General features: G+C 63.1%; 24 protein-coding genes. 10 read left to right on the forward strand and 14 right to left on the reverse strand.

The features are described from left to right. Positions 1-54: 54 nt before the first annotated feature. The 6 genes from FJV83_RS04270 to rpsF all read right to left on the reverse strand — a co-directional run bounded on the left by FJV83_RS04270 (position 55) and on the right by rpsF (position 4,451). Entirely contained in the window at positions 55-1,026 is a 972-nt protein-coding gene (locus FJV83_RS04270; RefSeq protein ID WP_142877880.1) for a small ribosomal subunit Rsm22 family protein, read from the reverse strand. A 2-nt stretch (positions 1,027-1,028) separates the two neighbouring features. Further along, positions 1,029-1,352 (reverse strand): YnfA family protein, encoded by a 324-nt coding sequence (locus tag FJV83_RS04275; RefSeq protein WP_095770681.1) that lies wholly within the window; start codon positions 1,350-1,352, stop codon positions 1,029-1,031. An 80-nt stretch (positions 1,353-1,432) separates the two neighbouring features. Beyond that, complete coding sequence (locus FJV83_RS04280; RefSeq protein ID WP_095770680.1) at positions 1,433-2,725, reverse strand: cyclopropane-fatty-acyl-phospholipid synthase family protein; 1,293 nt, start codon at positions 2,723-2,725, stop codon at positions 1,433-1,435. Between the two features lie 175 nt (positions 2,726-2,900). After that, positions 2,901-3,485: a 50S ribosomal protein L9 gene (rplI, locus tag FJV83_RS04285; RefSeq protein WP_010915167.1), complete on the reverse strand. Its 585-nt coding sequence runs from the start codon at positions 3,483-3,485 to the stop codon at positions 2,901-2,903. 217 nt (positions 3,486-3,702) lie between these two features. Then, a complete protein-coding gene (gene rpsR / locus FJV83_RS04290) occupies positions 3,703-3,951 on the reverse strand; it encodes a 30S ribosomal protein S18 (protein ID WP_006203718.1) in 249 nt (82 codons plus the stop codon). After that, entirely contained in the window at positions 3,951-4,451 is a 501-nt protein-coding gene (gene rpsF / locus FJV83_RS04295) for a 30S ribosomal protein S6 (protein WP_010915168.1), read from the reverse strand. Before rpsF ends, rpsR begins: the two co-directional genes overlap by 1 nt. A 463-nt stretch (positions 4,452-4,914) precedes the next feature. On the opposite strand from rpsF, the gene FJV83_RS04300 reads away from it, so the two are divergent. Beyond that, entirely contained in the window at positions 4,915-6,561 is a 1,647-nt protein-coding gene (locus FJV83_RS04300) for a pilus assembly protein (protein ID WP_142877879.1), read from the forward strand. Between the two features lie 45 nt (positions 6,562-6,606). On the opposite strand, the gene FJV83_RS04305 is transcribed toward FJV83_RS04300, so the two are convergent. Then, positions 6,607-8,535 (reverse strand): LTA synthase family protein, encoded by a 1,929-nt coding sequence (locus tag FJV83_RS04305; RefSeq protein ID WP_245317996.1) that lies wholly within the window; start codon positions 8,533-8,535, stop codon positions 6,607-6,609. A gap of 278 nt (positions 8,536-8,813) precedes the next feature. Here FJV83_RS04305 and fabD point away from each other — a divergent pair, with 278 nt between their 5' ends. From fabD to gmk, 7 genes are all read left to right on the forward strand, one after another. Next, entirely contained in the window at positions 8,814-9,761 is a 948-nt protein-coding gene (gene fabD / locus FJV83_RS04310; RefSeq protein WP_142886383.1) for an ACP S-malonyltransferase, read from the forward strand. Between the two features lie 59 nt (positions 9,762-9,820). Then, complete coding sequence (fabG, locus tag FJV83_RS04315; protein ID WP_095770676.1) at positions 9,821-10,558, forward strand: 3-oxoacyl-[acyl-carrier-protein] reductase; 738 nt, start codon at positions 9,821-9,823, stop codon at positions 10,556-10,558. Between the two features lie 199 nt (positions 10,559-10,757). Beyond that, positions 10,758-10,994, forward strand: coding sequence for an acyl carrier protein (locus FJV83_RS04320; protein WP_006203723.1), 237 nt, complete (start codon positions 10,758-10,760; stop codon positions 10,992-10,994). A gap of 34 nt (positions 10,995-11,028) precedes the next feature. Beyond that, positions 11,029-12,291 carry a beta-ketoacyl-ACP synthase II gene (gene fabF / locus FJV83_RS04325; protein ID WP_095770675.1) on the forward strand — a complete coding sequence of 421 codons (1,263 nt, stop codon included), beginning with the start codon at positions 11,029-11,031 and terminating at the stop codon, positions 12,289-12,291. Between the two features lie 102 nt (positions 12,292-12,393). Continuing rightward, positions 12,394-13,659: an endolytic transglycosylase MltG gene (gene mltG / locus FJV83_RS04330; protein WP_142886384.1), complete on the forward strand. Its 1,266-nt coding sequence runs from the start codon at positions 12,394-12,396 to the stop codon at positions 13,657-13,659. Positions 13,660-13,814: 155 nt separating this feature from the next. Then, positions 13,815-14,705, forward strand: a complete 891-nt coding sequence (locus FJV83_RS04335) for a YicC/YloC family endoribonuclease (protein ID WP_142886385.1) — start codon at positions 13,815-13,817, stop codon at positions 14,703-14,705. Between the two features lie 21 nt (positions 14,706-14,726). After that, complete coding sequence (gene gmk, locus FJV83_RS04340; protein WP_027053294.1) at positions 14,727-15,383, forward strand: guanylate kinase; 657 nt, start codon at positions 14,727-14,729, stop codon at positions 15,381-15,383. 6 nt (positions 15,384-15,389) lie between these two features. On the opposite strand, the gene FJV83_RS04345 is transcribed toward gmk, so the two are convergent. The 7 genes from FJV83_RS04345 to lptF form a co-directional block, all read right to left on the reverse strand. After that, positions 15,390-15,683, reverse strand: a complete 294-nt coding sequence (locus FJV83_RS04345; protein WP_095788288.1) for a DUF1330 domain-containing protein — start codon at positions 15,681-15,683, stop codon at positions 15,390-15,392. 67 nt (positions 15,684-15,750) lie between these two features. Then, positions 15,751-16,590 carry a 16S rRNA (adenine(1518)-N(6)/adenine(1519)-N(6))-dimethyltransferase RsmA gene (gene rsmA, locus FJV83_RS04350; RefSeq protein ID WP_095788289.1) on the reverse strand — a complete coding sequence of 280 codons (840 nt, stop codon included), beginning with the start codon at positions 16,588-16,590 and terminating at the stop codon, positions 15,751-15,753. A gap of 14 nt (positions 16,591-16,604) precedes the next feature. Beyond that, positions 16,605-17,621, reverse strand: coding sequence for a 4-hydroxythreonine-4-phosphate dehydrogenase PdxA (pdxA, locus tag FJV83_RS04355; RefSeq protein WP_185973415.1), 1,017 nt, complete (start codon positions 17,619-17,621; stop codon positions 16,605-16,607). Between the two features lie 13 nt (positions 17,622-17,634). Then, on the reverse strand, positions 17,635-18,567 hold the full coding sequence (locus tag FJV83_RS04360) for a peptidylprolyl isomerase (protein ID WP_179296325.1): 933 nt from the start codon (positions 18,565-18,567) through the stop codon (positions 17,635-17,637). An 89-nt stretch (positions 18,568-18,656) separates the two neighbouring features. Continuing rightward, complete coding sequence (locus FJV83_RS04365) at positions 18,657-21,101, reverse strand: LPS-assembly protein LptD (RefSeq protein WP_179296324.1); 2,445 nt, start codon at positions 21,099-21,101, stop codon at positions 18,657-18,659. Further along, positions 21,101-22,186 (reverse strand): LPS export ABC transporter permease LptG, encoded by a 1,086-nt coding sequence (lptG, locus tag FJV83_RS04370; protein ID WP_179295932.1) that lies wholly within the window; start codon positions 22,184-22,186, stop codon positions 21,101-21,103. Before lptG ends, FJV83_RS04365 begins: the two co-directional genes overlap by 1 nt. Further along, positions 22,183-23,385: an LPS export ABC transporter permease LptF gene (lptF, locus tag FJV83_RS04375; RefSeq protein ID WP_095788291.1), complete on the reverse strand. Its 1,203-nt coding sequence runs from the start codon at positions 23,383-23,385 to the stop codon at positions 22,183-22,185. The genes lptG and lptF overlap by 4 nt, the downstream gene beginning before the upstream one ends. Positions 23,386-23,739: 354 nt before the next feature. Here lptF and FJV83_RS04380 point away from each other — a divergent pair, with 354 nt between their 5' ends. Beyond that, a complete protein-coding gene (locus tag FJV83_RS04380) occupies positions 23,740-25,251 on the forward strand; it encodes a leucyl aminopeptidase (protein WP_142886423.1) in 1,512 nt (503 codons plus the stop codon). Positions 25,252-25,260: 9 nt separating this feature from the next. After that, the gene (locus tag FJV83_RS04385) at positions 25,261-25,710 is read left to right on the forward strand and encodes a DNA polymerase III subunit chi (protein WP_095770667.1); all 450 of its coding nucleotides are present in this window, start codon (positions 25,261-25,263) and stop codon (positions 25,708-25,710) included. Positions 25,711-25,950 lie beyond the last annotated feature (240 nt).

Consider the following 25,950-nt stretch of genomic DNA (forward strand, 5'->3'; position numbering starts at 1 on the left):
TCGACATGGCTGCGAAATTGTTCTTGGGCGGCGTTGCCTGAATGCCGTGGCGCTCTATTCGGACGCCAGCCTGTCGCCCCAGTCCAGCCGCCGGGCCAGCTTGAAGTCCGCGCCGTCACGCTTGGTGAACAGTTGCTCCGTGGCCGTGCCGTCATCCTGGCAAAGCTTGAGCAGAACCTTGCCCGAACCGGATTTCGGCGGTGCGATGACCCGCGCGGCGTGCGAGGCGGCCGGCTGGCGCGACGCGGCGACAAAGATGAATTTCTCGTCTTCCCACGGTACATCGGCGTCCTTGGCCAGCCGGTGCAGGCGCGAGCGGGCGACGCGACGGGAAAAGTGGCACCAGTCGGGCGGGGTAAGCGGGCAGGGCGCCTCGTGCGGACAAGGCGCCAGCAGATGTGCCCCGGCGGCGATCAACTGCGCGCGCACCGCCAGAATGCGCTGCCAGCCCGCCGGCGTGCCCGGCTCGACGATCAGCAATGTGTCTGTCGTCAGCTGCCACAGCCGGTCGACCATTTTGGGCAACGATGCCGGCACGATCTCGTCCAGCACATAGGCGCAGGTCACGAGGTCCGCCGGCCGAAGGTCGGCAAGGTCCGTTGTGACGTCGCCGGCACGCCAGACGGTTCGGGTTGTGATGGCATCGGCGGCAAGCGTCTCGCCGACCTTGCGCACGGCCGCACTCGCCTCCAGCAAGACCGCCTGTTCGAGGTCGGGCCAGAGATCGTTGGTGGCCCAAAGCACCGTACCAGGGCCGGCGCCGGCATCGAGCAGGGTTTTCGGCTCGAAGTCCGGCCGGGTCGCGTTCAGTGCGTCGAGACTGGCGCGGACCGCGGCATAGGTCGCCGGCAGCCGCGTCGCCAGATAGGCTTTGACCGCCATGTCCTGCGCCATGTGCAGGCGGCCGTCGCGCAGTTCCGCACGGTAGCGCTCCGACAGGGTTTTCGCCGCTTGCTTCAGCTCAAGCAGAGGGATTTTTTCCAGGATGCGATCGACGGCTTGTCGAAGAGGGGCCGGCAGTTCCAACGCTATGCTCCTCGCGGTGCGAGCACGATGAGCGACGCGCCGGCTATGCAGAGTGCGGCGCCAGCAACATCCCAGCGGTCGGGCCGCACGCCTTCCACCAGCCACAGCCAGGCAAGCGAGGCAGCGATGTAGATGCCGCCATAAGCGGCATAGGCGCGGCCTGCGGCATTGGTGTCGACCAGCGCCAGAAGCCAGGCGAACAAAAGCAGCGAGACGAAGCCTGGCGCCAGCCACAAGGGCGATCTTTCCAGCCGCCACCAGGCCCATACCGAAAAGCAGCCGGCTATCTCGGCGAGCGCCGCGGCGGCATAGAGGAGGTAAGTCATGAAAAAGGCCTCGCGACGATCACAAGGCCTTTTTCAGGGCAGGGGCCGGGAATGGCAAGCGCCAATGGCGAACGGCGTGCCTACTCCGCAACCTTGCGGCGGCGGGCGGGCTTGACTGGCTTCTCGACGGGAGCCGCCTCGCGGCGGCCCAAGTCACGCATCTCCAAGGCCTTTTCGCATTTGGCCATGTAGTCGCGGGTCATCGGCAGCGTGTCGTTCTTCTTGGCGATCTGGAACTGGAAGATGACCAGGTCCTGCCAGCGGAAGGCGGCTTCCGAAGCGGCCAGATAGAATTCCCACATGCGGCAGAAGCGTTCGTCGTAGATGGCCTTGGCCTTGTCGCGGTTGGCGGCGAAGCGCTGGCCCCAGTGCTTCAGCGTGTCGGCATAGTGGAGGCGCAGGATTTCGATGTCGGTGACGACAAGGCCCGACTTCTCGATCGCCGGCATGACTTCCGAGAGCGCGGGGATATAGCCGCCGGGGAAGATGTATTTGCGGACGAAGGCGCTGGTCGCCCACGGAACACCCGACCGGCCGATCGTGTGCAGCAGCATGACGCCATCGGGCTTCAGCAGCGTTGCCGCCTTGTCGAAGAAGGTGCGGAAGTGGTTGACGCCGACATGTTCGAACATGCCGACCGAAACGATGCGGTCGAAGCGTTCGTTGAGTTCGCGATAATCCTTCAGCTCGAAATGGACGTGGCTTTCCAGGCCTTGCGCATGCGCCCGGTCGGTGGCTACGCCATGCTGTTCGGTCGACAGCGTCACGCCCTGGACGTCGACGTCGAACGCCTTGGCCAGATATAGGCCGAGCCCGCCCCAGCCGGAGCCGATGTCGAGCACGGTCTGGCCGGCCTTCAGCCTGAGCTTGGCGGCGATATGGCGCTTCTTGGCGGCCTGCGCCTCTTCCAGCGTCATGTCAGGCTGTTCGAAATAGGCACAGGAATACTGCATGTCCTCATCGAGGAAGAGCCGGTAGAGATCGCCCGACAGATCGTAGTGGCGCTGCACGTTGCGGCGCGAACGCGAGGCGGTGTTGATCTGCTGCAGGCGGCGGAAGGCGTGGCGCAAGCCTTCGATGGCTTTCGACCAGGTCGCGTCGATGCCGCCGCTGCCCATGTTCTGGAAGGCGATCCGCATCAGCCCCAGCACGCCGCCTTCGAGGATGTCGAGTTCGCCCTCCATGTAGGATTCGGGCACCGCCAGCATCGGATCGAAGGTGATGGCGCGTTCGGCATGCCGGGTCTTGATATGCATGTGCACCGGCTCGCCGCTGCCGTCGCCGAAGATGACTGTCGAGCCCTTTGGCCCGGTTACCTTGAGATTGCCCGTGCGCACCAGGCGGTCGAGAACGCGCTTCAGCAGAATGTTCATAACCAAGTGTCCCCTCACGGTCAGACTGGCTGCCTTAATTCTGCAACAATATATGGGGGTTCGAAAAGTTCCTTTTGGCACAAAAATGCCCGGGCGAGAGGCCCGGGCATTGGTCCAGAACGGCTGGATTACGACAAAGTGATCGGAGCGCTGCTCCCTCGCTTGCCGTACGCGATCAGGCGTTGTCTTCGCCGCCGTCGAACTCGGCATTCGGATCGAAGAAGTTTTCCGGCCGTGCATTGTCGTTGATGTCGTCGCCATAGATGGCTTCGGCGGTGGTCAGCGTCTCGCCCTTGGCCTGGCGCTCGGCTTCGTCGGCCGTGCGGGCGATGTTGAGCGTGACGGTGACTTCGACTTCCGGATGCAGCGCGATCGCCACATTGGTGAGACCGATGGTCTTGATCGGCTGGTTGAGCAGGATCTGGTTGCGGTTGACCGAAAAACCTTCCGCCGTCAGCAGCTCGGCGATGTCGCGCGTCGACACCGAGCCGTAGAGCTGGCCGGTTTCACCGGCGGAGCGAACGGCGATGAAGCTCTTGCCGTCGAGCTTTTCGGCAACCTGGCTGGCTTCCGACTTGCGCTCGAGATTGCGGGCTTCGAGCTGAGCGCGCTGGCCTTCGAACTTCTTCTTGTTGGCTTCGTTGGCGCGCAGCGCCTTGCCCTGCGGCAGCAGGAAATTACGGGCAAAGCCGTCCTTGACCTTGACGGTATCGCCCATCTGGCCGAGGCGGGAAACGCGTTCGAGAAGAATGACTTCCATGGTTTTGTTCCTTTTGTTTGGGCGTCCCTCCATGAAGGCAGGCGCCGAATTCTCTGGAACAGGTCAGGAAGCTTGAGCACCTTGAGCGCCGGTGTCGCTGTCCTGCCTGTCGCGGCAGTTAGAGGCCTTGACCTCAACTCGGGATTTGATGGCTGAACCGGTCATGCCCGTCATGGCCGGCGAAAGGAACGGGCGGCGAACCGCCCGTTCGGAAGAATTAGCGGACCACGTAGGGCAGCAGGCCGAGGAAGCGGGCGCGCTTGATCGCCTTGGCGAGCTCACGCTGCTTCTTCTGGCTGACGGCGGTGATGCGCGACGGCACGATCTTGCCGCGCTCGGAAATGTAGCGCTGCAGCAGACGCACGTCCTTGTAGTCGATCTTGGGCGCGTTGGCGCCGGAGAACGGGCAGGTCTTGCGGCGACGATGGAACGGGCGCCGGGTCGGGATCTGGTTGATGTCGACCATTATTCTGCACCCCCTTCAAAGCCTTCGCGCGGACGGCGCGGACCACGATCGCCACCGGCGTCGCCAAACGAACGCGGCGGACGATCGCCACGGTCGCCGCGATCACGGTCGCCGAATGAACGCGGGCCACGATCGCCACGGTCGCGGTCGCCGAAGCTGCCGCGCTCGGAGCGCTCTTCGCGCTTCTGCATCATGGCCGACGGACCTTCCTCATGTGCCTCGACCTTGATGGTCAGGAAACGCAGGACGTCCTCGGACAGACCCATCTGGCGCTCCATTTCGTTGAGCGCTGCCGGCGGGCAGTTCAGGTCCATGAGCGTGTAGTAGGCCTTCCGGTTCTTGTTGACCCGGTAGGTGAGGGACTTCAGTCCCCAGTTCTCGACCCGGCCGACGGACCCGCCATTCGCGGAGATGACGCCCTTGTACTGTTCGACAAGCGCATCGACCTGCTGCTGCGAGAGGTCCTGCCGGGCAAGAAACACATGTTCGTAAAGAGCCATTATGTCTTCGTGCCTTTCTTCGTTTCTCTCCCGGTTCCCGGCGGCAAAAGCCTCTGCAACTTCTCTGACCCGCCTGTCCCGGTTAAAGGGGCGGGGAAGAAAGGAGCATGACGAGACGGTCGAGAGCGGAGACACGGGAGGCGGAAGCACTTCTGGCTTCACACGAAGGCTTTGATAAAACCTCCGGCCCTCCGTTCAGCCCCCAGCTGGGACCGGCAGATTGGCGGCGTCTATATAGCAATCCACTGATAAGGCAAGGGCAAGCGGCGGTCCCGATGTCGCAGGGCGCCGGAAAATCAGGCGGCAGCGCCGGAATGGCCTGGTGATTCCGGGAACCGGCCCTTAACCACAGTGTCAGGTTGTGCAGGGTTGAGCCTCGCCGTCAACGGTCGATTCATCATGGAAGGCGCAAAAGCCCGGGCGATCCGCGCAGAACAAGCGGCAAGCATTTCCGGGGGTAAGGATGCTTCTCAACAGATTCTGGCGCTCGAAGAGCGGCAATTTCGCACTGCTGATGGGGCTCGGCCTGCCGGCCATCCTGTCGGCCGTGGCCTTCGCGGTCGACGTGTCCACCGTCATGCGAGCCAAGAGCAACCTGCAGAATGCTCTCGACGCCGCCAATCTTGCCTCCTCGCATCTCGGCGACCTCGACATTACCCGCACCGATGCCTTCGACCGCTATTTTCAGGCCAACATCGCCGGGCATGGCGAACTCGCCAACGCGCAGGCGACGCTGACCGTCGACAGGGGCGTCAACTTCATCAAGACCAAGGCGGCTGCGTCGGCCGACGTCAATTTGAACTTCGGCTTCCTGTTCGGCCGGAACAGACACATTGCCGTCGATGCCTCGGCGGTCGAATCGAACAATCAGCTCGAAGTCGTGCTGGTGCTGGACAATACCGGCTCGATGGCCGGTGCCCGCATGACGGCGTTGAGAACGGCGACGAAGTCCCTGCTGGACACACTCGAGGCGACGAAATCGCCGACGCGCCAGATTCGCGCCTCCCTGGTTCCGTTTGTCACGGCCGTCAACGTCAATGGCGATGAATTCGACCCGTCCTGGATCGACATGGACGGCAAGTCTTCCACCAATGGCGTCAATTTCCCCGTCATCGACGGCAAGCGTCCCAATCATATGGCGCTTTTCAAGCAGCTCAAGGACACCGGATGGACCGCGGCCGGATGGAACGGCACCGGATGGAAGGGCTGTGTCGAGGCGCGGCCGGGCGCTTATAACATTTCCGATACCCCACCTGACCCGGACAAGCCCGACACGCTGTTCGTTCCGTATTTTGCGCCGGACGATCCGGAAGGTGCCCAAAAGCCGTCTAGCTCCTATGGCAATGCGGCCAAATATTACAACAATTCCTATCTCGACGACGCCAGCGACAACACCAAGGTCGCCAAGCTGAAAGGCAACCGCCTCGGTATCGATCTCAGCAGTCTGGCCGACCCTGTGCCACCGGCCGACAAGGCTGCCAAGGAAAAGGTGGCTAAATATGTTGTGCCGACCAACGAGCTCATCACCGAGACGGGTTCCCCCATCACCGTCGGCCCGAACCGCGCTTGCCCGACACCCATCGTCCCCCTGACCGACGATTTCGACAAGCTGCGCAAGGCAGCAAGCGAGATGACCGAGTGGAACGGTTCGGGCACCAATGTCTCCGAAGGCCTGTCGTGGGGCATGCGGGTGCTGTCGCCCGCCGCGCCCTACACCGATGGAGCGCCGTGGAAGACGCGCGGCATCAGCAAGATCGTGCTGTTGCTCACCGACGGCGAGAACGTTGTCTATGGCGCCAGCGAACAGCCGACAAAGTCCGACTACACATCCTATGGCTATCTGGCGGGTGGCCGTTTCGGATCGGACGATCAGACCGCCGCGGCGCGCAATGTCGACGGCTGGACCAAAAGCGTTTGCACGCAACTGAAGGACGAGGACGTGCAAATCTACACCATGGTGCTGCAATCCGACACCGCCGCCAACCGCGCGCTTTACAGTGCCTGTGCATCCGACCCGAGCGGCTACTATGCCGTCAACGACCCGGCCAAGCTGCCGGACGTTTTCCAACAGATCGCCAACAAGTTCTCAAGGCTGCAACTGACGAATTGAGTGTTCGCCCCGCCAAGTCCAGACTGAATCCGATGGGTCGGCTGATCAACTCGTGTGGACGACGACCTTGTCGACCGTCTCGGGGAAGAAGGCGGGCGCCGCGTGGCGCTTGCCGAACATCATGTCGTACTGGATGAGCCGGAAATCGCGGATCGCCGGGTCGATCTCCTTCTGGCGCGACCAGTCGGGCGTGGCCTCGCCGGCCGGGGTCAGAAGCAGGTTGCGGTCGACGACGCGGTAGCGCTCCCGCATCTCGCCCAGGAAGCCGGTGTAGTAAGGATGGCTGATGCCGGCAGCGGTCAGGATATGATAGGGCAGGAACGCGGGGCTGACCGCACCCAGGTTCTCGACCGGACCGGAGCGGTTCGACCAGATGATCAGCGGCGTCTGATGATGTTCAAGGGCGGCTTCCGGCGTCGGTTCCTTGCGCGGCGCGACATTGTCCTTCAGGAAGCCGGTTTCGACATAGACCGGTCCCAGCGGCGGCAGATGGTCGCCGAAGAAGGCGATCACGGTGGGGCGGGAGCGTTTCTTCGCCCATTCGACAAGGCGTTCAAGGCCGCGGTCGGCGTCGGCTGAGCCCTCGGCGTAGCTGAGCAGCGACTCGCGCGCCCACTGGCTGATCGGTGCCTGCACTACGTGTGTCGGATTGTAATAGCGGTTCGGCTCGTAGGGACCGTGGTTTTGCAGGCTGACGGCAAAGAAGAATACCGGGTCGTCGCTGGCGTCGGCCTCGCTGATGATCTCATCGGTCATCGCCGCGTCGGATGCCAGCGGCCCGCGCTTTTCCATGGGCGGCAGCGTCTCTTCGGATTTGAAATCGTTGAAGCCGAAATCGGCATAGACCGCGCCACGGTTCCAGAACCAGTTGGTGCCGGGATGGATGGCGCGCGCCCGGTAGCCCTGGCTCTTCAGGAAGGTTGCGAGCGAAGGCGTCGGCGTGCGCACATATTGCTGATAGGGGATGCTGCCGGCTGGCAGGAATGCGTTGGAAAAGCCGGTCAGCGCCTCGAACTCGATGTTGGCGGTCATGCCGCCGAATTCGGGCGAGAACATCGAGCCCGAGCGCAGCGCCCGCACATTGGGGATCGGGTCGGGCGTGATGCTGACGCCGGGCAGCTTCGTCGGATCCCAGAAGGATTCACTCATGACGATGATGATGTCGGGCTTCTCGGCCGGCACCGAGACGGTCACATCCGAGCGGTCGATCGCCGCGATCGCCTTGTCCGTGTAGCCCGGCGGAGCCGAGACATGCGCCATCGGCACGTTGAGCGCGAAGGCGAGCGCAAAGCCGTTGGAGGCATAGTTTTCCTTCTGGTCCCACATGATCGGGATGATCTGCAGCCGATCCCTGGTCCAGGAGAAGGTGGCATAGTCCATGATCGAGACGAAGAAGGCGAGCATCGGCACCGCCAGCGTCAGCCGGGCAAGGCGGCCCTTGTGGCTGAGCGCTGGAACCTTGCGGCGCCACAGCCGCCAGCCATAGACGAGCAGCGACAGGCCGGCGATGATGACGACGACCATGGCGAGCGCGGTCATCGGCCGGTCACGTACCAGAAGCGGCAGCAGCGCGAAGATCTGGCGAGCGTAGAGAAAGTCAGTCGGGTAGAGCGGATCGCCGAGATAATGCGATTTCTGATGGCCGACAAAGGCTAGCGCCAGAGTCAAGGGCGCGACGATCATCAGGCTCTGATGGCTGCGTCCCAGAACGGCGTCGAGACCGATGAGGATCAGCGCGAACACGACGATGGTGGTCCAGCCCGGCTTGAGCGGCTGCAGGAAAAAGGAAACGGTGCCGGCAACGTCACCGCGCACGATCAATTCGATCGCGAACACCAGGATGGCGGAGATCGCGAGGCTTATCAGCCCGTAACGGACGACCGGCCATCTCCGGCCGGGCAGATAGCCGGTGGACGGATCGTCTTCCAGGAATTGAGGCGCAGCTTTGCTGGCGCGTTTTGAACTCTTTGCCACTTTAACTTCCCACCCGGCGACAACCCAAGTCACGCGATTGTCATATAATTGTCACGCAAAGCTAGCGCCTGTGGCGGAAATAAGAAGAGCCAGCGAACGATTCGTGAGCGGTTTTCATCAGGTGTGATCGCCAAAAAGCCCTTTCGGAACAGGCACTCGGCCTACGGTTCGCAACTGGGGCCGGGTTGAACCGGGCTTGACTTGGCGGCCCGCCTTGCGCCACAGGCAGGGAAAATTCGTGTTATCGGCAAGTAAAACCAGTCTTCGGGAGCCCACGCATGGCCGTCGCATTCACCTTTCCGGGACAAGGCAGCCAGGCTGTCGGCATGGGCAAGGATCTCGCCGACACCTTTCCCGAGGCACGCAGGGTTTTCCAGGAAGTCGATGACGCGCTCGGCGAAAACCTGTCGAAGCTGATCTGGGAAGGTCCGGAAGAGACCTTGACGTTGACCGCCAACGCGCAGCCGGCGCTGATGGCGGTTTCGCTGGCGGCGATCAGGGCGCTGGAAGCGCGCGGTTTCTCGCTGAAGGACAAGGTCGCCTATGTCGCCGGCCATTCGCTGGGCGAATATTCGGCCCTTGCCGCCGCCGGTTTCGTTTCCGTCGCCGATGCGGCCCGGTTGCTGCGCATTCGCGGCAACGCCATGCAGGCAGCGGTGCCGGCCGGCGAAGGCGCCATGGCGGCCATCATCGGACTTGAGCAGGCGGATGTCGAAGCGGCTTGCACCGAGGCCGCGCAAGGCTCCGGCAAGGTCTGCCAGATCGCCAACGACAATGGCGGCGGCCAGCTGGTCATTTCCGGCGCCAAGGCCGCGGTCGAGCTAGCGGCGAAACTGTGCACCGAAAAGGGCGCCAAGCGGGCGCTGATGCTGCAGGTCTCGGCCCCCTTCCATTCGGCGCTGATGGCGCCGGCGGCCAATGTCATGCGCGACGCGCTCGCCGGTGTGACGAAGTATGCGCCGACGGTGCCAGTAGTGTCCAACGTCACGGTGACCCCGACCAGCGACCCCGACGAGGTCGCCCGGCGCCTGGTCGAGCAGATCACCGGCCGCGTGCGCTGGCGCGAAACGGTCGAATGGTTCGGCGCCAACGGCGTCACGACGCTTTACGAGATCGGCGCCGGCAAGGTGCTGTCGGGCCTGGCACGGCGCATCAACCGCGACATCGCGACATCGGCCGTCGGCACGCCGGCCGATGTCGAGGCCGCGTTGGCCGCATTCGCATAATCCACTGGCGATTTGACCCCACCCGTGTGAAGGGTGTTTTCTCAGATCAGGAGACGAAAATGTTCGAACTGACCGGCCGCAAGGCACTCGTCACTGGCGCATCGGGAGGCATCGGCGAGGCGATTGCCCGCGTGCTGCATGCGCAAGGCGCCATTGTCGGCCTGCACGGCACCCGCATCGAGAAACTGGAAACTTTGGCGGGCGAACTCGGCGATCGGGTCAAGCTGTTCCCGGCCAATCTGTCGAACCGCGATGAAGTCAAGGCGCTCGGCCAGAAGGCGGAGGCCGAACTCGAAGGCGTCGACATACTGGTCAACAATGCCGGCATCACCAAGGACGGCCTGTTCGTGCGCATGTCGGACGCCGATTGGGACTCCGTGCTCGAGGTCAACCTGACCGCCGTTTTCCGGCTGACCCGCGAACTCACCCATCCGATGATGCGCCGCCGCCATGGCCGCATCATCAACATCACCTCCGTGGTCGGCGTGACCGGCAATCCCGGCCAGGCCAATTATTGCGCCTCAAAGGCCGGCATGATCGGCTTCTCCAAATCGCTGGCGCAGGAGATCGCCACCCGCAACATCACCGTCAACTGCGTCGCCCCGGGCTTCATCGAATCGGCGATGACCGACAAGCTCAACGACAAGCAGAAGGAGGCGATCATGGCGGCGATTCCGACGCGCCGCATGGGCACGGGTGCTGAAGTGGCGTCCGCCGTCGCCTACCTGGCCTCCAACGAAGCCGGCTACGTCACCGGCCAGACCATCCATGTCAATGGCGGTATGGCCATGATTTGACGGATATGGCGGGCCTGTGAAAAGAGACCATTTCACCTTGGACCTCAGCCATTTTTCGTGTAATGCGGCCCGCAACCCGGCGGTTCGGGCAAAAACCGGTTCGTAGCCGTTGCGTTTCCGGCAGGACCATCTTTCAGCTTGATTAGCGGCATTCTGCCCGCTAACGAAGACAGACAAACAAAAGACGAGGATGCCCAAAATGAGTGACACCGCAGAGCGCGTCAAGAAGATCGTCATCGAGCACCTTGGCGTCGATGCCGACAAAGTGACGGAGCAGGCGAGCTTCATCGATGATCTGGGCGCTGACAGCCTCGACACGGTTGAACTCGTCATGGCGTTCGAAGAAGAGTTCGGCGTGGAAATTCCCGACGACGCGGCCGAGACCATCCTGACCGTCGGCGATGCCGTGAAGTACATCGACAAGGCGTCGGCCTGAAGCTTTCCGCAGTCATCACCGGGGAGGACCTGCGATGAGGCGTGTCGTCGTCACGGGCCTTGGGTTGTTGTCGCCATTCGGCATGGGCTTCGAGCACAGCTGGAAGGAACTTCTGACCGGCCGCAGCGCGGCCAAGCGCATCACCGAGTTCGAGGTGGACGATCTTGCCTGCAAGATCGCCCACGTCATTCCGCGTGGTGACGGCAGCAATGCCACCTTCAATCCCGAGGCCGTGCTCGAGCCGAAGGAATTGCGCAAGATCGGCGACTTCATCCTGTATGGGATTGCCGCCGCCGACGAAGCGCTGAAGGATTCCGGCTGGGAGCCCAAGACACACGAAGAACAATGCGCCACAGGCGTGCTCATCGGTTCTGGCATTGGCGGCATCGAGGGCATTGCCGAGAACGCGATAATCCTCAAGGAGCGCGGTCCGCGCCGCATCAGCCCCTTCTTCATCCCCGGCCAGATCATCAATCTCGTCTCCGGCCAGGTTTCGATCCGGCACGGGCTGAAAGGCCCGAACCATGCCGTGGTCACGGCCTGCTCGACCGGCGCGCACGCCATTGGCGATGCGGCCCGCCTGATCATGTGGGGCGATGCCGATGTCATGCTCGCCGGCGGCGCCGAGGCGCCGGTGACAAGGCTGTCAATCGCCGGTTTCGCCGCCTGCCGGGCGCTGTCGACCGAGCGAAATGACACGCCGCAAACGGCGTCGCGTCCCTATGACCGTGACCGCGACGGCTTCGTCATGGGCGAGGGCGCCGGCGTTGTGGTGCTGGAGGAACTCGAGCACGCCAAGGCGCGGGGCGCCAAGATTTATGCCGAGGTGACCGGCTACGGCCTTACCGGCGACGCCTATCACATCACCGCACCGGCCGAGGACGGCGATGGCGCTTTCCGTTGCATGACCGCGGCGTTGAACCGGGCCAGGCTTGCGCCCGCCGATGTCGACTACATCAACGCGCATGGCACCTCGACCATGGCCGATACGATCGAACTCGGCGCTGTCGAGCGGCTTGTCGGCAATGCCGCGTCGAAGATTTCGATGTCGTCGACCAAGTCGTCGATCGGCCATCTCCTGGGCGCGGCTGGTGCTGCCGAAGCGATCTTTTCGATCCTTGCGATCAGGGACAATGTCGCGCCGGCGACCATCAATCTCGACAAGCCGGAGCGCGAAACCGCGATCGACCTGGTGCCGAACAAGCCTCGCTCCCGCCAGATCGACGTGGCGCTCTCCAATTCCTTCGGCTTCGGCGGCACAAACGCTTCGCTTGTGTTCCAGCGCTACAATGGCTGATCGTCCGGCTGCGGGGCGATGCCTCGGCATGTCGTCAATTTTGCCATATTCGCCCCTACTCTGCCGCGGGGGATTCGTTGAGAGATCAAACGGTAGGGCGAGATGAACACAAATCCGGCGGGCAATGGAGAAGTCGGGCAACGGCCGGCGAACAATACCGGACCGATCGTGCCGAAGACAGCCAGCGAAGCCTTGCGGCCGGAAGCCGGAACGCCGCCGCCGAAGCGCTCGCGCGCTTCGCGCAGCCAGGTCGTCGTGTTCATGAACTTCGTCATCTCCCTGGTGATGCTGATGGTTCTGGCCGCGGGCGCGGCACTTTACTTCGGCAAGCAGGAGTTCACTGAACCCGGTCCCTCGGCCAATGGCGACACCTTCCTGGTCAAGCCGAACACCGGCGTCCAGGACATCGCCGACCAGCTCGAGCGCCGTGGACTGATCAGCGACGCCCGCGTCTTCCGCCTTGGCGTGCGTGCTTTCGGCAACGATTCCGCGCTCAAGGCCGGCGAATACGAGATCAAGCCCTGGGCATCCATGCGCGACATCATGGAGCTTTTGAAAAGCGGCAAGTCGGTGATGTACTCGCTGACCGTTCCGGAAGGGCTGACGGTTGAGCAGGCTCTGCAGCGTATCGCCGATGAACCCGCCTTGAGCGGCGACATGCCGGCGACAACGCCTCCCGAGGGCAGCCTTGCCACCGACACGCTGCGCTTCACGCGCGGTGCGACGCGCCAGCAGATGATCGACAAGCTGGTGGCCGACCAGAAGAAGCTGGTCGACGAGGTCTGGCAGCGGCGCGCGCCGGACCTGCCACTGGCCAATATCGAGGACTTCGTCACGCTGGCCTCGATCGTCGAGAAGGAAACCGGCAAGGGTGACGAGCGTTCGCGCGTCGCCGCCGTCTTCCTCAACCGCCTGGCCAAGGGCATGCGGCTGCAATCCGACCCGACCATCATCTATGGTTTGTTCGGCGGCAAGGGGAAGCCCGCTGACCGCCCGATCTACCAGTCGGACATCCAGAAGCAGACGCCTTACAATACCTATATGATCAACGGCCTGCCGCCGACGCCCATTGCCAATCCGGGCCGCGCAGCGCTTGAGGCCGTGGCCAATCCATCGAAGACTGACGATCTCTATTTCGTCGCCGACGGCACGGGCGGTCACGTCTTTGCGGCGACGCTCGACGAACACAATGAGAACGTCGCTCGTTATCGTGCGTTGCAGAAGAAGCAGGCCGATGACGCGGCCGAGGCCGCGGCTGGCGCTGGTGCAAACGGCAATGCCGACAAGCCTGCTGCCGACAAGCCTGCCGACGGCAGCACCGGTGGCGACAATGGCGACGCCGGCGGCGATGCGGGCGATGCCCAGTAGGCGAAGAAAGGCGTTGCCCGGAAGGCGACAGCCTGACATTTGAAGGAACGCCACGCGTCCGATTTCGACGCACCTACGGCGTGGTTATTTTCAAGCAGCACTTGCCCTGTCCGGAAACTGGTTTCGGGGTGATGCGCCAGGGATGTGCAGGCGACATGAATTTGCAGAGCATGACCGGATTTGCGCGTGCCGTCGCCGAGCACGACGGCACCTCGATCGCCTGGGAAGTCAAATCCGTCAACGGCAAGAGCGTCGAGGTGCGGCTGCGGCTGCCGCAAGGTTTCGAGCGTCTGGAGCCGGCGGTCAGGCAAACGCTGCAGAAGCGTTTCGCCCGCGGCAATTTCCAGGCGACGCTGACCATCGGCCGCGCCGCCGGCGCGCAGGCGCAACCCGTCGTCAACGAGGCGTTTCTGAAGGACCTTGCGGGTCTCGCCAAGCGGCTGCAGGAACAGTTCGGTGTTGCTCCCGCGACCGCTGACGGGTTGCTGTCGCTGCGTGGCGTACTCGACATTCCCGAAACCGTGGAAACCGAAGAGGCGCGCGCTGTGCTCGACACCGCCATCATGGCCGCGCTCGACGTGGCGCTGAACGGGCTCGAACAGGCACGGCAAAGCGAGGGTGCGGCCCTGGCTTTGCTGCTGTCCGCCCACATCGACGCCATCGAGGCACTGACGCTGCGCGCGGAGGCGGATCCGTCCCGCGAGACGGCGGCGATCCGTGAACGCATAGCCGAGCAGGTCAGGCTGCTGATGGACGCGTCCGCCAATCTGGATGCGAGCCGCCTGCACATGGAGGCGGCATTCCTCGCCACCAAGGCTGATATTCGCGAAGAGATCGATCGGCTGAAAACGCATGTCGCATCTGGCCGGGCGCTGCTTGAGGGCGGCGGTGCCGTCGGCCGGAAGCTCGATTTTCTGGCACAGGAATTTAACCGCGAATCGAATACGCTGTGTTCGAAGTCGAATGCCGCGGCCGTCACCGCGATCGGACTGGAGCTGAAGGCGGTGGTCGACCAGTTTCGTGAACAGGTCCAGAATCTGGAGTAGCCGATGGTCGCAACGGAACCGATGGTTCCCAGGGATTTGGGATCCCGCATCCGCCGCCGGGGGCTGATGCTCGTCCTGTCGTCGCCATCCGGTGCCGGCAAGTCGACGATCGCGCGCAACCTCCTGGAAAGCGATTCCAGCCTCGAATTGTCGGTCTCGGTCACCACCAGGCCGCGCCGCGGCTCGGAGATCGAGGGTGTTCACTACCATTTCCGCACGATGCGCGAGTTCGAACGGTTGCGTGATTCAGATGCGCTGCTCGAGTGGGCGGAGGTGCACGGCAATTGCTATGCGACACCGCGCGAACCCGCGGAACTGGCGCTGGCGCAGGGTCGCGACATGCTGTTCGACATCGACTGGCAAGGTGCCCAGCAGCTGAAGGAGAAGATGCGCGCCGACATCGTCTCGATCTTCATCCTGCCGCCGTCGATGAAGGAATTGAAGGCCCGCCTGAAGCGCCGCGCCGAGGATCAGGAAGCGGTGATCGAGACGCGGCTGAAGAATGCCCGCAACGAGATCGAGCACTGGAAGGAATATGATTTCGTCATCGTCAATGACGATCTCGACCGCGCCTTCGCCGAGGTGCGCGGCATCGTCGTTGCCGAACGATTGCGGCGCGACCGCCGGCCGGGTCTCTTCGATTTCGTCTCGGGGCTGCTGGACGAGAAAACCGTCTGATTGGCTTCAGGCTGTCATGCCGTCGACCAGGATCAGATGGCGGCTGAGCGCGGCGTCGCGCACATCCAGCGCTGCAGCATACTCGGCGGATGCATACCAGCGCCGTGCCTGCTCAATGTCAGGAAATTCGACAACGATCAGCGGTGTGGGATGCCACTCGCCCTCCAGCGTATCCACCTGGCCGCCGCGTACGAGATAGCGCCCGCCATAGTGGGCAATGGAAGCCGCGGCACGCGAGCGGTATGTCTGGAATGCCTCGTGGTCGCGGATGGTGACATCGGAAATGATATAGGCAGGCATCTGGCTTCTCCGGCATGCTCGCCAGCCTATCTATGCCTGCATCGTCGCGATTCCAGAGCTGCCGGCGCTAAGCCGCATTGGTCAGCCGCACAAATTCCTCGACACTGAGGGTTTCGGCGCGGCGGGTCGGATCGATGCCCGCACGCTCCAGCAAGGCCTCGCCGCCGAGGCTCTTCACACTCTGCCGCAGCATCTTGCGGCGTTGGCCGAAGGCGGCTTCGGTGATACGGCCGAGTTTCTTGACGTCAGCCGGCAGGGGCGTCGCGCGCGGCTCCAGATGCACCACCGAAGAGGTGACCTTGGGCGGCGGCGTGAAGGCCTGGGGAGGCACGTCGAAGGCGATCCTGGCCTTCGTGCGCCAGCCGGCCAGCACCCCAAGCCGGCCATAGGCGTCGCTGCCGGGCTCGGCGACGATGCGCTGGGCAACCTCACGCTGGAACATCAGCGTCATCGAGGCGTAGAAGGGCGGCCAGTCCACGACCGTCAGCCACCGGACGAGCAGTTCCGTGCCGATGTTGTAGGGCAGATTGGCGACGATCCGCACCTGACCGCTGGCTCCGGCGGCCGCGGAGGCGAGGGCGGCGAAGTCGGTTTTCAGCGCATCGCCGGAAACCACCTCCAGCCGGCCGGGATAGTGAGCGGAGACTTCGGCCAATGCCGCCAAGCAGCGCTCGTCGCGCTCGATGGCGACAACCCGGCGGGCGCCGTTGGAAAGCAGCGCTCTTGTCAGGCCGCCAGGTCCCGGCCCAACCTCGATCACCGCGGTGTTTGTCAGGTCGCCCGCGCTGCGTGCGATCTTGCCGGTCAAATTGAGGTCGAGCAGGAAGTTCTGGCCAAGCGCCTTTTTCGCCTGCAGCCCATGGCGCTCGATGACATCGCGCAGCGGCGGCAGCCCGTCGATGCTCATGCGTTCGGAATCGCTCATGCGGCCGCGGCCTTTTTGTCGGTGTCGGCGAGCGTTCTGGCGAGCTTCAATGCGGCGATCAGGCTGTCCGGTCGTGCAATGCCCCTGCCGGCGATATCGAAGGCGGTGCCATGGTCTGGCGACGTGCGGATGAAGGGCAGGCCGAGCGTGACGTTGACGGCATCGTCGAAGGCCAGCGTCTTGGCCGGGATCAACGCCTGGTCGTGATACATGCAAAGTGCTGCATCGTAGCCTGCCCGCGCGCGCGCATGGAACAGCGTGTCGGCCGCCAGGGGGCCGAAAGCATCGATGCCCTCGGCGCGCAGGATGTCGACTGCCGGCCGCACGATATGTTCGTCCTCCAGACCCATCGAACCGCCTTCGCCGGCATGCGGATTGAGGCCGGCAATGGCCAGCCTCGGCCTGGCGATGCCGAAGCGGCCGGCGAGGTCGGCCGCGGTGATGCGCGCGGTCGCGACGATCAGTTCGGTGGTCAGGGTCTTCGGCACCTCCGCCAGGGCGATGTGGATGGTGACGGGAACCGTGCGCAGGTTCGGGCCGGCCAGCATCATGACCGGCGATGCCTCGACGCCATTGTGCCGTGTTGCCAGATGCGCCAGATATTCGGTGTGGCCGGGAAAGCGGAAACCGGCATCGTAGAGCGGCTTCTTGGCGATCGGGCAGGTGACCACGGCGGCGGCGTCACCGGCAAGGCAGGCGGCGACCGCGCGATCGATCGCCTCGACGGTTCCGGCCGCATTGGCCGGATCCGGCCGGCCGGGGCTATCGATGAACCGGGCTGCCAGTGGAACGATCGGCAAGGTGCGCGCGAAGGCCTGCGCCGCCTGTGCCGGTGTCGTCTCGACGATCGGCAACGACACGCCCAGCCGGCTTGCCCGTGAGGCGATCAGCGCCGGATCGGCCAAAAGATAAAAGGCGGGCAGGCCGACCGCCTCGCGCGCCAGGAAGGCGGCGATGGCGATTTCGGGGCCGATGCCGGACGGATCGCCGACGCTCAGCGCCAGCGCGGTCATCGCGCTCTTCACGTCAGCGCTTGACGATGCGGGCTTTCGCCTTCAGCTCGTCGACATATTTCTTGCTGAGATCGTCGGCGGCCTTGTCGTTGGAGCCTTCGCTCTGGAACACCATCTGGGCCGTCTTGTCGTCGGACACTTCGCGCGACGAGCAGATGCCGATGAACTCGACGCCGCGCTCGGTCTCGCGCGTGGTGGTTGCTCCACCGACCTTGGTCGCCTTGATCTGCTCGGCCCAGTCCGGCGGCAATTGCGGCGCCAGCACCCGGCCCAGATCGCGAACGGTGACGTCGATCAGGCCCTTGGCGAATTCGCGCGTCGTGTTGCAGCCGTTGAAGCGGGCGCGCATGGCATCGGCCTCGCGCTTGCGCTTGGCCAGCGTCGCGCTGCGTTCGGATGCCGGGACCACGAAGATGACCTGCTGCAGCATGTACTCGGTGGCGCTCGGTTTGGCACCGCCCTTGTCGAGCATGCGCCTGACCGCATCCTGCTCGGTCACGCTGCCGCCTTCACCGGAACGGTAACGCGCGCTCAAAGCCTGGTTCCAGGCCATCTGGGCGCGGATGAATTCCTTGAAATGATCCTTGCCGACGCCGGATTTTTCCATCACGCCATCAAGCTGGCCGAGCTGCATCTTGTTGTTGGTGGCAAAGCGCTGATAGGCCGCCTCGACCTGAGCGTCGCTGATGCGTATGCCAAGCCGCCTGGCTTCGGCAAGGCGCAGCGTCTGGTCGATCATTTCCTGGGCGGCATCGCCTTTCTTGCGCTGCAGCTTCAGGAAGGCGGCGCGGTGCGCGATATCGCCTGACGTGACTGGTACGTCATTGACGACGTATTTGATCTCGCTGGCGAAAGCCGGCGGCGTCATGATCGTCATCGACACGGATGTCGCCGCCACAAGCAGCGCGAACCCTGCTGAAAAGAGGTATTTCCTCATCATTAGCATCCCAATTCTATCCCGGTTCCGCCCATTTCGTCCTCTTCCGGGTGCGCGAATCCGTGCCAGCCCTATGCGGCGAAACGATGTCTCGCCGGCTACTGGATGGAGTCGATCGCGGTGGTCGACGAGCCGAAGTCGCCGAGCGTGCGGAACGACAGGTTGAAGCCGATACTCTGCGTCACTTCCCTGGTGTTCAGGTCGCGCGACTGCGAGTACGTCATCAGATAGGTGAAGCAGGAATCGTTGTAGGCGAAGCCGACCCCATCCTTGACCAGCAGGCTTTGCTGCAGATCATAGGTCCCTGTCCCGAACACGCGCCAGTTTTCGGCAAGATGCGTGGACGCACCGAGCGTCACCTCATGCCGATCGGTCGTGAAACCGTAGAGCGGCTGGGCCTGGATGAAAGCGTACTTGGCGCTGAGCGACACCGGCAGGCCTGAATAGGCTGCCTTTACCTCGGCGCGGCGAACCTCGAAAGTCTGTTCGTCGAAGCGGCCGCTGACGGAAGCCGCGAACCCGTTCGGGCTGCTGATGCCAAACAGGCCGACATAGTCGGACTTGGTGTCCTCAAGGCCCGAATAGGCGCCGACATTGACCAGATCCGGCGCGGCGAAGGAGTTCTCGCCGCCGATCTGGTAGGATTGGCCGAAAATGGCATTGGTGCCCCAGCCGTTGATATAGGAGCCGGAGTAGCGGAAGCCGACATTGGCGCGCGAGCCGCCTTCGATGCGGTCATAACCGGAGAATTTGTCGCGTTCGAACAGGGTGGTCGCGTCGAACACCATGCTCTGGGCGTCTTCATTCGGAATGGCGAGGCCGCCGACATATTGTTCGTTCGGACGCAGGAACAGCTGCGCCATCGGCTCGACGACGTGGCTGGAGCCGCTGGCCATGGAAAACAGCAGTGGCCAACGCATCTCGAGCCCGGCGGTTGCCATGTAGCGGGCGAACGACGAACGCATATCGTCGTTGGCATTTATCAGCGGATTGTCCGCCATATGGTTGACCGCGGCGAGCGAACCCGATGACGCATTGAGATAGTCGACGTCGCCCTGCAGCGCCAGCAGCGGTGTCAGCACCAGCCCGTCGTCGGTCACGAAAGTCCGCTTCCATTCGGCCTCGGTGGTGAGGCGGCCGGATTCGCCTTCGATGCCGCGCACGCGCTGCACGGGCGTGCCGGCGTTGTAAGGAACGTTGAAAGTCTCGTCGAGATCATCGCGGCGGATGACTCGCGTATTGACATTGAGCGACAGTTGGCCGCCGGCGACCGACATGTCAGGAATATACGCGTAGTCGAGCGACGGCAGCACCCAGGGCTGCTGGCCGCTTCGCGCGGCCGCATTGTCGTTCGGCGTGTCTTCCTGCACATCGAAGTGCATGGCGCGCACGTCAAAATAGTTACGGCCGTTGAGACCAGTCAAATAAACCGACGACTGGTGGACGGCGGCGTTGTATTTGTTGATGTTGTAGGTGTTGGAGAAATTCTTGTCGGTCTGCAGCAGCACGTCCCAGCCGAAATTCCAGCGTTCGTTGATGGCGAACTGCCCCTGCGTGCCCATCATGCCGCGGAACTTGTTCGGATCGCCTGCCGCTCCCGAATCGACGTTGTGGCCACCGGAGGTCGGGAAAGCGGTGGTATCAAGGAAGGCGTCCGGATCGCGCTGCTGAATTCCGGCGATCTTCAAACTGTATTGGCCATTGTTGAAGCGCTGGCGCCACTCGGCCTCGCCGAGGAAACCCTGCTTGGTATAACCGCTTCCCGACACCGTCAGGTCATATGTCGGCGAAAGCGCGAAATAATAGGGAACCTTGACGCTGTATCCCAGATGGCTGTTGTAGCTGATGCCCGGGATCAGGAAGCCGCTCTTGCGCTTCACCGTCGGGTCGGCGATCTCGAAAGCCGGCAGGTAGGCGAGCGGAAAGCCGAAGAATTCGAAATTCGCATTCTCGAAGCGAACCGTCTTCTTCTCGCCATTCCAGATGATCTTCCTGGCTTTCACGCGCCAGGTCGGAGCCTTGTCTGGCTTGTCTTCGCACGGTTCGCAGGCGGTATAGACGCCATTGTGGAAGGTGGTCAGCACGCCGCCCATGCGCTCGGCGCTTTCAGCGGCGAAATAGGCCTTGTCGATGGTTTCGACGCGCAGCGCGTTGACGAAACCGTCGGCGAAATCGTCGGTGATATCGATATGCTGCGAATTGATCTTGGTGCCGTCGCTGTTGACGATTTCAACATTGCCGGTGGCAACCATCCGCTTGGTGTTGCGGTCGTATATGACCTTCTGGGCGACGAGGCGGTTGCCGCCATAGTCGATCTGCACACCACCGACGGCGGTCACCGTCTGGTTGTCGTTGTTGTAGACCAGCGTGTCGGCCGCCAGCAACATCTGCGAGCCGGACGGAACATTGGTCGCCATCTTGCCGACTTCCTGCGCGAACGCGGGCAACGGCACGGCGCAGGCAAGCAGGCACGCCAAGGCGCTCGCGGCATAAAGGCGCGCCAAATGGGCCTGCCTGCTGCTGGGCAAGAACGCCTCCCTCACTAGCCGTCTTCCTTGTATAGCAGGAAAGTCACCCCGAAGAACATAGCTACCACGACTGGCACCGAGGCGGCTATGGCAGTCGGCACGAACCCCGCCACGCCGAATGCCTTCACCAGCACCGAAACGACATAAAGCAGAAACCCGGCAACGACGCCACCCAGAATCATCGTTGCCGATTGTCCCATCCTCGCAAATCGCATTGAAACTGTTGCCGCAATCAGCGTCATGGCGACGAGGAGGAACGGCAACGCCACCAGCGAATCAAACTGCATGGCAAACGCATTTGCCTTGAGGCCGAAGGAACGGGCAACCTCGATTTTTCCGGGCAGATCGTAGAACGGGATGGTCTCCGGGCGCGCCAGCCGCTCCTGCACGAATTCAGGCTTCAGATTGGTCGGCACACGATCGCTTGCAGCGGGCTGGATGATGCCGTTCCTGAAGGTCTTCACATCCTGCAGTTCCCAATATCCGTCCCGCAGGTAAGCGCGCGCGGCGTCCTTGCGCTCGACGATGTTGCCTTGCTGGTCGAGGACGAAAAAGACGGCGTCGGCCATCTCCATGCCTTGGTCGAGGATGGCCCGTGCGCCGATGATGGTGTCGCCGGTGCTGGTCTTCTGACGAATCCAGGGGGCGGCGTCGGCCGAAACCGTATTTGATTTGCCGGAGCGCAACTGGGTTTCGATCTGTTCGGACAAGGAGAAGGCGTGCGCGGCAAGCGGGTTGATGAGCCCGACCGACACAAGACCGAACAGCAACGCGCCGATGCAGCATGGCAAAAGGAATTGCCAGGCGGAAACACCGGCGGACCGCGCGATGACCAGTTCGTAGCGGCGGTTGAGCGAAACCAGTGTCGCCATCGCCGAGAACAGGCCGACAAACGGCACGGTCTGCAGCATGATCATCGGCATGCGAAGGCCTGAAATGGCCACCGCCGTTCCGTAGGTGAAGCCGGGCAGGCCGGTGGTGCGGCCGGACAGCTCGGTGAAATCGATCAGGAACACCAGCGCCAGCAGGCCCAGGAAGAACCAGATCGTGATCGTCACGTAGCGGAAGAAGAAATAACGACCCAGCGTCCAGCCCATCAGCCGATCCCCTGACCTGAGGTGCCGCGCCTGGACCAGCGCAGTTTGAGGGCGTTCCAGCCGTCGCCGACGCGGCTGGCCAGATTTGTCATCCAGTCCGCCCAGGCCACCGGCAGTTCCATGGTCCGGTTGGAGACGATGAACCAGATCGCCACCGCGGAAGCCACTATGGGCACGCCATAGACCATGTAGGCATATTCCGGCACTTCATCGGCTTTGCTCGCGGCAAAGAAACCCAGCCAGCGCACGAAGAGGGATATGGTGATGGCCGTGATCAAAGGATTGACGCGTGCCTCGCGATGCGAGCGCGCGTCCCCGGCGACCGCCAGCGCGATCAGCGCGAACACCATGGAATACAGCCATTCCGAAAATCGTTGGTCGATCTCGGCCCGGTATTGCTGAGGGGTCTGCTGGAAATTCTTGTCGTTGGGACTTGGATTGAGCAGATACTGGGTGGTCTGGTCCTTCGGCATCAGCGTCACTTCGGAGGCCGCCGCCATGAAGGCCGACATGTCGAAAGCGTAGGAGGTGAATCGGATGACACTGAGGTCGCCGGTCAGCGTTTTGCGGTGGATGACGCCGTCATTCATCATCAGCACCTTTTCGCCGCCCCGTTCGACGACGCTGCCGGACTTGGCATAATAGACGAGATTGACGCCTTCCTCGCGCGAATCGGCGACGAAGATACCGCCCAGCCGATTGTCCGGAAGCCGCTCGCCGATCTGCAGGAACAGCCCGTCCTCGATCTTGCGGAATGTGCCCTCCTGGATGATCAGCGACAACAGATCGGCGCGCGATTGCGCCACCAAAGCGCGGTTCTTCTGCCGTGCGTAAGGGTCTATGCCGTTGTCGACCGCAAAGGAAAATACGCTCGCCGCGAGGGCCAGAAGCATGATTGGCCGCACGATCGTCCAGCGCGATGCGCCGGCGGCGTTGACGACGGCGAGTTCGGAATCCGAATTCATGACACTGAGTGTCTGTGCGACCGCCACCACCAGCGCGAAAGGCACGACGATCGGAACGATCGAGGGAAGAATGAGCGCGGCGACCTCGAAGAAGGTCAGCGACGACTGGCCGCTGTCGGTAACCAGGTCGATCTTGGCCAGCACCTGCGTGGTCCACACGATGGCCAGCGTCCAGACCAGCGCTGCCAGAAAGACCACGAAAGTGCGGCGCATGATGTAGCGTTCAACGACCTTCATGAAGGCTTTACTCGATTTTCTCGAACGGCATCATGCCACCACGCTAAGGGTAGCTGCACGGCGACGCCCGCACAACTGGCTCCGATGGGCTCGATCAGGCAGGCGATCCGGTTCCCGTCCCACGTCGCTGCCGCAATGGATCGGAGTGTCGGAGGGAATGGATAAGAAAGGACGAACATCGATGGTTAACAACAGGTTGCGGCATGAAGCGGGGCCGTGCCGCGACGAATCGCCATCGATTCCAACTGTCATATGGGTAGCCATTTTGGCAAAGTCTTGCCAAATGCCGGAAAACGACCAAATGTCGCGGATCGCTTCAAACGCTTCGCGCGCCATCCCCGAAAGCAGGACATGATGAACCCGAGACCATCAATCGCCTTTGCGAAATTCGCCGCGCCGCAGACGGCGGCGAACAGGAAGGGCACGGTCTTCGTGCTGTCGGCGGATGACGGCGGCCTGAGCGATGCGGCCAGGGCTTACGATCCCGGCAAGACACTGGAACGGGCCTTCCCGGTGGCCGAATTCACCGGCAAGTTCGCCGGCGTCGTCGAGATACTGGCGCCGGAAGGAGCGTCGCTCGACAGGTTGGTCGCGATCGGCGCGGGCAAGGCGGCGGGGCTCGATGAATATGCCTGGCTGAAACTTGGTGGCATCGTTGCGGCGTCGCTGCGCAAGGCAACCGACGTTGCCGTGGTGCTCGACCTGGTCGGCGCTTCGATTGATGGCAAGGACGCCGCCAACCTTGCGGCGGGCATCCTCCTGCGCAGCTATTCCTTCGACAAATACAAGACCAGTAAGGACAAGGATGACGCGAAGGCCGATCCGAAGAAGCCGGTCAAGATAACCATCCACACCGCCGACCCGGCAGGCGCCAAGAAGGCCTTCGCCGATGCCGGGGCGGTGATCGACGGCGTGCTTCTGGCGCGCGACCTTGTCAACGAACCGGCAAATATACTGGGACCGGTCGAGTTCGCGGCCCGCGCCAAGGAACTGGAGACGCTCGGCGTCAAGGTCGAGATCCTGACCGAGAAGGAGATGAAGAAGCTCGGCATGGGCTCGCTGCTCGGTGTCGCGCAAGGCTCGCCCCGCGGCGCGCGCATGGCCGTCATGCAGTGGAACGGCGGCAATCCCAAGGACAGTCCGATCGCCTTCGTCGGCAAGGGCGTCACTTTCGACACCGGCGGCAATTCGATGAAGCCGGCTTCGGGCATGGAGGACATGAAGGGCGATATGGGTGGCGCTGCCGCAGTGACCGGCCTCATGCATGCGCTGGCCGCGCGCAAGGCAAAGGCCAATGTCGTCGGCATTATCGGCCTGGTCGAAAACGCCGTCGATGGCCATGCCCAGCGTCCCGGCGACATCGTCACCTCGATGTCGGGCCAGACCATCGAGGTGCTCAACACAGACGCCGAGGGGCGTCTCGTGCTGGCCGACGCGCTGTGGTACTGCAACGACCGCTTCCAGCCGGAATTCATGGTCAATCTGGCGACGCTGACCGGCGCCATCATGGTCGCGCTCGGCTTGCACTATGCCGGCCTGTTCTCCAACAATGACGAATTGGCGCAGAGGCTTGCGGCGGCAGGGCAGGCGACGCAGGAGCGGCTGTGGCGCATGCCGCTCGGCGCCGAATACGACAAGCTGATCGATTCCAAGAACGCCGACATGAAGAACATTGGCGGCCGCTATGGCGGCGCCATCATCGCGGCGCAATTCCTGCAGCGTTTCGTCAAGGACACGCCCTGGGCGCATCTCGACATTGCCGGCACCGCCATGGGCTCGCCGTCGAACGAGATCAACCAGTCCTGGGGCTCGGGCTTCGGCGTGCGGCTGCTCGACCGGCTGGTGCGCGATCACTATGAGAGCTGACCCGGATCCATGGCCGACGTGCTGTTCTACCATCTGACCGAATCGACCCTGGAGGAGGCGCTGCCAGGCCTGCTCGAGCGCAGCGTCGATCGTGGCTGGCGCGCCGTGGTACAGACCGGCACCGAGGAACGGCGCGACGCGCTCGACCAGCATCTGTGGACCTTCCGCGATGATTCTTTCCTGGCGCACGCGACCGATCGCGAGGCTTATCCCGACGAGCAGCCTATTCTGTTGACCACCGGCGACGGCAATCCCAACGAGGCCAAGATAAGGTTCCTGGTCGACGGCGCCGTGCCGCCCGACCTTGGCGGGTATGAGCGCGCCGTGTTCCTGTTCGATGGCCATGACACCGCCCAGGTCGAGGCGGCGAGGGGGCATTGGAAGACGATGAAGGACGCGGGCCATGCCGTGACCTACTGGCAGCAGACTTCGGACCGCCGCTGGGAGCGCAAGGCTTGATGCTGCAGGGAACAAAGGCCCAAGCGCGCCGCATAAACCCGTATCGATGCGGCGCGCCTTCTGCGACCTGACGCTGCTCTCGTGCCTTGATTGGCCCCTCATTCGCATGGCGCGGACCAACGGTTATTTTTTCGGGAAAGGCGCCAGCGTCCATTCGATGCCGTAACATCGTATGCGCATAGCGGCACATCGGCACAACCGGTCTGGGGGCACTGCAAAACGGTCGCTTGATCCTTTGTC

Source organism: Mesorhizobium sp. WSM4307, from assembly GCF_007003945.1.
In the GTDB taxonomy this organism is placed as follows: Bacteria; Pseudomonadota; Alphaproteobacteria; order Rhizobiales; family Rhizobiaceae; genus Mesorhizobium.